General features: G+C 63.5%; 6 protein-coding genes. 3 read left to right on the top strand and 3 right to left on the bottom strand.

Annotation, left to right across the window (positions count from 1 at the left end; all coding sequences use genetic code 11):
- Both ACYVDE_RS09955 and ACYVDE_RS09950 read left to right on the top strand, forming a co-directional pair.
- Window positions 1-1,934 (top strand): PAS domain-containing sensor histidine kinase (locus tag ACYVDE_RS09955; protein ID WP_460501357.1); only part of this gene is annotated, 1,934 nt, incomplete at its 5' end.
- A gap of 28 nt (window positions 1,935-1,962) precedes the next feature.
- Entirely contained in the window at window positions 1,963-2,379 is a 417-nt protein-coding gene (locus ACYVDE_RS09950) for a response regulator (protein ID WP_460501356.1), read from the top strand.
- Between the two features lie 154 nt (window positions 2,380-2,533).
- Here the strand turns inward: ACYVDE_RS09950 and ACYVDE_RS09945 are convergent, their stop codons facing one another.
- Window positions 2,534-5,155, bottom strand: coding sequence for a DUF5916 domain-containing protein (locus ACYVDE_RS09945; protein WP_460501355.1), 2,622 nt, complete (start codon window positions 5,153-5,155; stop codon window positions 2,534-2,536).
- A 401-nt stretch (window positions 5,156-5,556) separates the two neighbouring features.
- On the opposite strand from ACYVDE_RS09945, the gene ACYVDE_RS09940 reads away from it, so the two are divergent.
- Entirely contained in the window at window positions 5,557-6,567 is a 1,011-nt protein-coding gene (locus tag ACYVDE_RS09940) for a hypothetical protein (RefSeq protein ID WP_460501354.1), read from the top strand.
- Between the two features lie 162 nt (window positions 6,568-6,729).
- On the opposite strand, the gene ACYVDE_RS09935 is transcribed toward ACYVDE_RS09940, so the two are convergent.
- Window positions 6,730-7,410 (bottom strand): LEA type 2 family protein, encoded by a 681-nt coding sequence (locus ACYVDE_RS09935; RefSeq protein WP_460501353.1) that lies wholly within the window; start codon window positions 7,408-7,410, stop codon window positions 6,730-6,732.
- A gap of 278 nt (window positions 7,411-7,688) precedes the next feature.
- The coding region (locus ACYVDE_RS09930) for a hypothetical protein (RefSeq protein WP_460501352.1) at window positions 7,689-7,948 on the bottom strand (260 nt) is incomplete at its 5' end.

Genomic DNA, 7,948 nt, shown 5'->3' with positions numbered 1-7,948 from the left:
GCGTGCAGCAGGCGCTGCTGGGCCAGATTCTGGGCCAGGTGCCGGCCGCCATTGCCACCCTGCACGGCCCCGAGCACCGGTTTTCGTTCTTCAACGAGCCCTACCAGGCCTTGGTGGCGGGCCGCGGCGAGCTGGGCCGGCCGGTGGCTGAGGTGCTGCCCGAAGTAACCGAGCAGGGCTTCATTCACCTGCTCGACCGGGTGTACGCCACCGGCCAGCCTTTCGTGGGCTCCGAAACTCTGCTGATGCTGCACGACCCGGCCACCGGCCAGGCGTCGCAGCGCTACATCGACCTGCGCTACCAGCCGCTGTTCGACGGGCAGCAACGCCCGCAGGGCATTCTGGCCTTCATCGTGGATGTAACTGACCGGGTGCGGGCCCGCAAGCAGGCCGAAACCCTGCAAACCGCCATGCTGGGCGTGCTCAAGCGCCAGGGCCAGGAGCGCGAAAACGTGTACCAGTTGTTCGAGCAGGCCCCGGCCGCCATTTGCCTGCTGCGCGAGCCCGAGCACCGCGTCGACTACTGCAACCCTGCCTACCAGGGCCTGTTTCCGGGCCGCGAGCTGCGCGGGCGCGTGTTCGCCGACGCCTTTCCCGAAGCACCCGAGCTGCGCCAGCTCTTCGACGGCGTGTACGATGACGGCCACACGCAATTTCAAAGCGAGGTGCCCGTGCTTATTCCGCAACCGGGGAGCCAGCCGGCGCGCACACGTTATTTCGACTTCACCTACCAAGCCTACCGCGAGCAGGGCCGCATCGTGGGCGTGTCCGTGTTCGGGTTCGATGTGTCGGTGCGCGTGCGCACCCGGCAGGAGCGCGATGCCCAGCAGCAGCTGGTAGAAACCGTGTTTGAGCAGTCGCCCACCGCTATTTGGGTGGCGGAAGGGCCCAATTACGTGTTCAGCCTCGTGAATCCGCTGATGGCCCAGTTGCTGGGCCGCACCCGCGAGCAGCTGCTGGGCCGCCCCTACTTCGAGGCGCTGCCCGAACTGGCCGACCAGGGCCTGCCCGAGCTGCTGGCCCAAGCCTGGGAAAACGGCGAAACCGTGCTGGTGAACGAGTTGCCGGCGCACCTGTCGCACCACCGGCCCGACGAAACGGGCTACTTCAGCTTCGTGTTTCAGCCCTTGCGCGACGGCCGGGGCAACGTGAGCCGCATTGCCTGCGTGGCCACCGAAGTTACCGACCAGGTACTGGCCCGCCAGCAGGTGCAGGCCACCAACCGCGAGCTGCACCACACCAACCAGCGCCTGCTACGCACCAACGCCGACCTCGACACCTTCGTGTACACGGCCTCGCACGACCTCAAAGCGCCCATCGCCAACATCGAGGGCCTGCTGAACGCCCTGCGCCACGACCTGCCTGCCGAAGTGCTGCAGGGCCGCCTCGTGCCCCGCCTGCTCGACCTGATGCAGGGCTCGGTGGCCCGCTTCCAGCAAACCATTGGCCACCTCACAGACATCTCGCAGCTGCAGCAGCCCGAAGCCGCCGAAACCGTGAACCTGCCCGAACTCATCGGCAACGTGCAGCTCGATTTGGGCCCGCTCATCGAGGCGGCCGGGGCCACCCTCACCGTGCACACCGCCGACTGCGACACCGTGCGCGTGGCCCCCAAAACCCTGCGCTCGGTGGTGTACAACCTGCTCTCCAACGCCATCAAGTACCGCGCGCCCGGCCGGCCGGCCCAGGTGCAGCTGCGCGCCCACTGCGCCCAGCAGCAGCTGGTGCTCGAAGTGCAGGACAACGGCCTGGGCCTCACCGAAACCCAGCAGCAGCAGCTGTTTGGCATGTTCCGGCGGCTGCACACGCACGTGGAGGGCTCGGGCGTGGGCCTGTTCATGGTGAAGCGTTTGATTGAGAATGCCGGCGGCACCATCGCGGTGCAGAGCCAGCCCGACGAGGGCACCACTTTTACCGTTACCCTACCCGCCTAGCCGCGCGTCCGCGCCCGTCATTTCATTTATGGAAAAACTCTCCAGCGTCCTGCTCGTTGACGACGACACCACCAACAACTTCCTCAACGAGTTGCTGTTCCAGCAGCTTAACGTGACCGACCACCTGCTCACGGCCGAAGACGGCGCCAAGGCTCTCGACCTGCTCGAAACCGCCGTCGGCCCCGACGAGCCCGCCCTCATCCTGCTCGATGTGAACATGCCCGGCATGAACGGCATCGAGTTTCTGGAGGCCTACCGCCGCCTGCCCCAGGCCCAGCGCGGCGCCACGGTCATCATCATGCTCACGACCACCATGGACGCCCGCGACCTGAGCCGCCTCGAAGAGCTACACATCTCCGGCCTCGTCAGCAAGCCCCTCACCAAAGAGAAGATTGACAGCATTTTGCAGCTGCATTTCCAGCGGCATTTGCCGGCGGGGGCGTAGGGCTTTTGCTTGAGCTGAACAAGAAAAAAGAACGTCATGCTGAGCGCAGCCGAAGCATCTCGCGCGCAGTAGTAAATCCAATCGTCAGGATTACTACCACACGCGAGATGCTTCGGCTGCGCTCAGCATGACGGTCTGCTTTTTCCCTACCTCGCTACCCCCGCCGCGGCCGCAGCGCCAGGTAATCCAGATAATACAGCACCTTGATGGACACGTTGTTGTTGTGCGGCGTATTGATAGTGTTGCTCAGGTTATTGAAATAGAGCGGCGTGGCCTCGTTGGCCTGGAAGTACGAGGAGCCGGCGTTTTTCCACACGATGCTCACCTGCGAGCCGGGCGCGAACCACCACGAGTACACGGCGTCGATGTTGAAGGCATTGAAGGTATTGTCGCGGTTGCGCTGGTATTCGGGCTCGGGCGTTTCGATACCGTCGGGGCTCAGGCGAGCGTAGTCGCGGTAGTGCACGTTGCTCACGTAATGCCGCAGGCGGATGTTGAACGACATGCGGTTGGTGAACGTGTAAGTGGCCGTGGCCGTGTTGGTGATGGTGGCCACGTCGCGGCGGCCCAGCATGGGGTCCACGGTGCGGCCGTCGGGCAGGTAGCCGCCGAAGTGCGCCACCACCCCCGCGTCGAGCGGGTCGGACTGGCTCAGCTCGCCGGCAAAGCCAATCTGCTTGATTACCTGATTGTAACTCAGCGAGTACACGAAGCTCAGCTTGTCGTTCACGCGGTAGCGCGGGCCCAACGTGATGGCGTAGGAATAGCGCCCCGTGCGGTCGCCGTCGGCGGCGAAGGTGCGGCCGCCGTAGCTCAGGTCCCAGGCAAATTTCTTGCGGTAATCGGACGAGAAAAAGCCGTTGAAGCCGAAGTTGGCGGGCTTGCGCACGTAGTAGTCGCCCAGCGGCGCACGGCGCGGGTCGAAGTAGTCGTGCGTAACCGGCGAGGCGTCCACGTTCACCCCCAGCGTGAGGAAGTTCTTGGTAATGGTGGTGTTGAAACCGCCGTAGAAGCCCGCATCCTGGTACAGCCGGGGCTGCTCCAACAGCGAGTAGCTAATGCCGGCGTACGTATTCAGGCGGTTGAGCTTCCAGAAGGGCTGGTAGATGCTGTAGCCCACGTTGGCCGACTGCGAGATGTTGTTGTTGGCAAACAGCAGGCCCAGGTCGTTGGGGTTGTAGCTGTGCGACTCGATGCCGTGGTCGATGTTCCAGGTGAATTTGCCCGACACCTTGCCGAAGTTCACGTAGTACTTGTAGCCATCCTGGTCGTTAATCTGCTCATCGGTGCCGAAGGCCAGGCCTCGGCGGCGCGAGTACACCACGCGCCCGTTGATGGCGTAGCTGTTGGCCTTGTTGGCAAATTTGAACAGGCCGCCGGTCACGTTGGCGTCGTAGGTGCTGCCGGCGCGCGTCACGTTGGTATTCACCAGGCTCACGTAGGAGTTGTTTTTCAGGCTCTGGTCGAGCACCACGATGTTGTAGTTGGTGAACGGCTGCGTCAGAATGTCGCGCCGCTGCCCGGTAGTGCTGTCCTGCACCGTGGCGTACACGTCGTTGCTCAGGGCGTTGAACACGCCCACGCCCAGCCCCGAGGCCGTGCGGCCCGACACTTTCGTGGCGTTCAGCAGCCGCGTCACGCCGGGGTTCTGCACCACGTATTCGCCGGCGCGGCGCTTGCCATCAGGCCCGGTCGTACCGGTCCGTAGCTGCTCGTTCACGTCGTAGAAACCGATGGGCTGCGCCCCCACCCGGCGCGAATAAAACAGGCCGCCTTTGTTGAACAGCTCGGTGCCTTCCGTAAAAAAGCCCCGGTTCTCGTTGTACTGCACCTCAAACGGCGACAGGTTGAGCACCTGGTTGTCGCTCTGCACCTGCCCGAAATCGGGCACCAGCGTGGCATCGAGCGTGAAGCTCTCGTTGATGCCCCACTTCACGTCGGCCCCGCCGTTGAAGCTGGTGCTGGCGTTCTGCTTGCCCTCCACGTTGTAGGGGTAGTGGTTCACGTAGGCGCTCACGTAGGGCGTGAGCGAGAGGCGCAGCGGCGGCTTGAGGTCGCGCAGGCCGGTGAGCAGGCCCCACTGGTTCACGAATCCATCGACCTGCGGCCGAATCTCATTCCAGAAAAACTTTTGCCGCGTGATGCGCCGCTGCCGGGCAAAGTTGATGCCCCACACTTGCTCGGGGGCCGCGCTGAAGCGAATAGCTGAAAACGGAATGCGCAGCTCGGCCACCCAGTCGGTGCCGCGCATGGCGGTGCGCGATTCCCACACGGCGTTCCAGGAGCCGTCCTCGCCGTTGGTGGGCGACTGCCGGGCGTCGACCTGCACGCCGCCCGAGCTCACCAGAAACTCGTAGCCGTTGAGGTGGTCGTTGTAAGTGTCGATGAACACGCCGAACCAGTCGGTGTTGCCAAAATCGTCGCGGGCACTGAGCTGGTGCAGAATGGAGTCCGGCGACACGTCGTGCATCACCGCGCCGATGTAGAGTGCGGCGTCATCATACAGCACCCGTACCTCGGTTTTATGCTTTTCGATGGGGCCGGGCTTGGGCTCGAGCTCGTAGAAATCGGTGGCCACGGGGGCCGTCTGCCACACGGCCTCGTCGAGCACACCGTCCATTTTGGGAGCGTTAGCGGTCAGGCGCACAGCTTGCAGCTGGCGCTTGGGCGCTGGTAGTGCCAGGTTGGTGGCGGAAGTGGCGGAAACGGCCGGCGTTTGGGCCTGCACCAGGCCGGTGAGGCATATCAGCCAACAAATAAGTAAAAAACGATACATGTAGTTACTCCGAATAAAAGACCTTCGAAGGGGCCAAGAGATGCAGAAAAGCAGGTGAGAGTTGCGCGGCGGCGCCCAGATTTCACATTTTGTTCATCGGCGCCGCCGGGCCGGCGGCCAAGGCCTGGAACCGGGGAGAATACCGGTCGCGCGGCGTTCCGTTACAGCGCCAGGCCATAATTTTTTGCCCCGCCCGCCTGGCTGCCCCCAACGGCTTTAACGGCCATTTCACAGCCGTCCCCAGCCAACCATTCGCCCGGTTTTTGGCTTCACCCAGCCCGAAACAGCATCCATTTATAAACTCAACCGTAGGCCAGCCGTATGCCGCTGAAGCTTTTCCCAAAAAGGCCTTTCACCTCACCCTACGGCCCCCGGGCCACTCACTAACCACCATTTCCCTTATGGCTACTCTTTCAGACGCCAACCACCCGCCGCTCACGGCTACCTACGCCGCCGCGCCGCTGCCCATTGTCAAACGCATTTCCTGGGGCGCCGTATTCGCCGGGGCCGTGCTGGCCCTCGTTATTCAGCTCTCGCTGAGCCTGCTGGGCTTGGGCATCGGCCTCGGCACCATCGACCCGCTGGAGGAGCAGAACCCCATGTCCGGCATCGGCATCGGGGCCGGTATCTGGTGGCTACTGAGCTCGCTGGCCTCCATCTACGTGGGCGCCACGGTAGCCAGCCGACTGGCCGGCATTCCGCGCCGCACCGATGGCCTGCTGCACGGCCTGCTCACGTGGTCGGTGGTGACGCTGCTCACGTTTTACCTGCTCACTACCGCCGTGGGCCGCATTATTGGCGGCGTAACCGGCGTGGCCGGCCGGGCCCTCACGGGCGTGGGCAAGGGCGTTGCCGCCGTGGCCCCCAAAGCCGGCGAGCTACTGAAAGACGAGTTGAAGGAGCGCGGCATTAACACCGACGACCTGAAGCGCGAAGCCCGCCAACTGCTGCGCCAGACCGGCAAAGCCGAGCTGAACCCCGACAAGCTGGAGCGCGATGCCAAAGCCGCCGGCCGCGACGCTAAAGCCGAAGCCCGCGAAAGCGCCGCCAACCCCCAGGCGGCCGACGACAACTTCGACGAGCTGATTGACCGCCTCACCAGCAAAGCCGAAAACATTGGCAACGCCGCCGACCGCGACGCCGCCGTGAACGTGGTGATGAAGCGCACCGGCAAGAGCCGCGCCGAGTCGGAGCAGATTGTCGATAACTGGATTACGACCGCCAAGCAGGCCCGCGCCAAGCTCGAAGAAGGCAAGGTGAAAGCCGAAGCCGCCGCCCGCGAAGCCGGCGACAAAGCCGCCGAAGGTCTCTCCAAAGCCGCCCTGCTCATGGCCCTGGCCCTGGCCCTGAGCGCCGCCGTAGCTGCCTACGGTGGCCGCCGCGCCACGCCACTGGCCGTGGCCGCCGAGTAACGACAGCCGGGTCTCCGGTCACAAAAAGGCCGCTCCACGTTGGTGGAGCGGCCTTTTTTGTATTAGAGGCGGAGTACCCCGAATTTTCAATTCGGCCCGTTGCCCGATTCGTCGGATGCGTGTTCTTACGAGCCGAATTGAAAATTCGGGGTACTCCGTCTATTAGGGCCGGCGGCCCACCGTATCGCGCCGGGCGGCGGCGTCGAGCAGGTCGGTGGCGCGGAATTCCTTATCGACCGTGACGTAGCCGCCGGGCGAGATGCGGCGGCCGCTGTTGGTGATGAACGTAGGCTTGAGGCGCAGCGTGAGGCGCACCGGCTGGCGGTTGCCATCGGCCAGGCCGAGGGCGAAATTGGCTAGGCTTTCCTCGGTCTGGTCGCCGAGGGCATCGCGCAGGTTGCTTTCGAGTTCAATGGGCGCGGTGGTCACGCCGCCGTTAGCGGGCACCTCGATGCGCTGGGTGGTGTGGCCGGTGGCCACCTGCTTGCCGTCGATGAGGGCAATGTAGTCGAACTCGTTGAGGGCCGCTGTTTCGTCGTTGGGGTTGCGAAACTCCAGGTTCACGCGCATGCGCAGCGGCAGGTTGCGTGAGGCGTAGCCGGCCAGCAGGGCGGCTTTCTGCAGGGTGGTGAGGTCGCTGGCCTGGCTCACCCGCGTCACGTCGATGCCGGCCAGCGTGGCCTGCTCCACGTTCACGAGGCGCACATCGACGCCCTTAAACGCCTTGGCCTGCTGCACCTGCTCGCTGATGCCGCAGCTGCTGAAACCGGCCGCGCTCACGGCCAAAGCCGCCGCCAGCGTGCCCACGCGCAGCGAGTTGAATGGAAAGAATGAATTGAACATAAATAGAGGGTTTTGGTAAGATGAACGTACTGTCTTTCTTACTCTTTTACCTCACAATCGTTGGGCTAAAGCCGATATCTTACACATCTTTCTTGGCTGGTTCAGCCCGCGGCCAAAGCCAAAAAGCCGGCCTCCCAGTCAGGAGGCCGGCTTTTTCTAATCATCAATTCTATAAGGCTGGGGCTGAAAACTTAATAGAGCACCATGATGAGCTTGTCGAAGCATGACGTTCTATTAAGTTTTCAGACCACGCTCAAAAGCGCAATCCAACTACTCGCTTAGTCTTCCTGGGTCGAAATCGTCACGTTGAAGTTCTTGCCGTCGGTGTGGCCGGTCATTTTCCGGTATTTATCGGCCAGCGCGTCGGGCTGCTTCTTGCCGTTCACCGTCAGCCCCGAAGCGTTGAGCTGAAACTGCAGGTTCTTCTCATCGGCTCCGAGCACGCCGTCTTTGCGCAATTCGCGGCGCAGCTCATCAGAATTGATGCGCGGCGGGCGCGGCGGTGCGGGCGGAGCCGGCAGCTCGCTCATCGGCGGGG

The organism is Hymenobacter agri (assembly GCF_054778495.1).
This window is presented reverse-complemented; position numbering and strand designations above follow the sequence as displayed.

Bases quoted from the DNA above. Each gene is read 5' to 3' on its own strand.
- ACYVDE_RS09950 (WP_460501356.1), top strand. From the start codon at position 1,963: ATGGAAAAACTCTCCAGCGTCCTGCTCGTTGACGACGACACCACCAAC.
- ACYVDE_RS09935 (WP_460501353.1), bottom strand. From the start codon at position 7,410: ATGTTCAATTCATTCTTTCCATTCAACTCGCTGCGCGTGGGCACGCTG.
- ACYVDE_RS09940 (WP_460501354.1), top strand. From the start codon at position 5,557: ATGGCTACTCTTTCAGACGCCAACCACCCGCCGCTCACGGCTACCTAC.
- ACYVDE_RS09945 (WP_460501355.1), bottom strand. From the start codon at position 5,155: ATGTATCGTTTTTTACTTATTTGTTGGCTGATATGCCTCACCGGCCTG.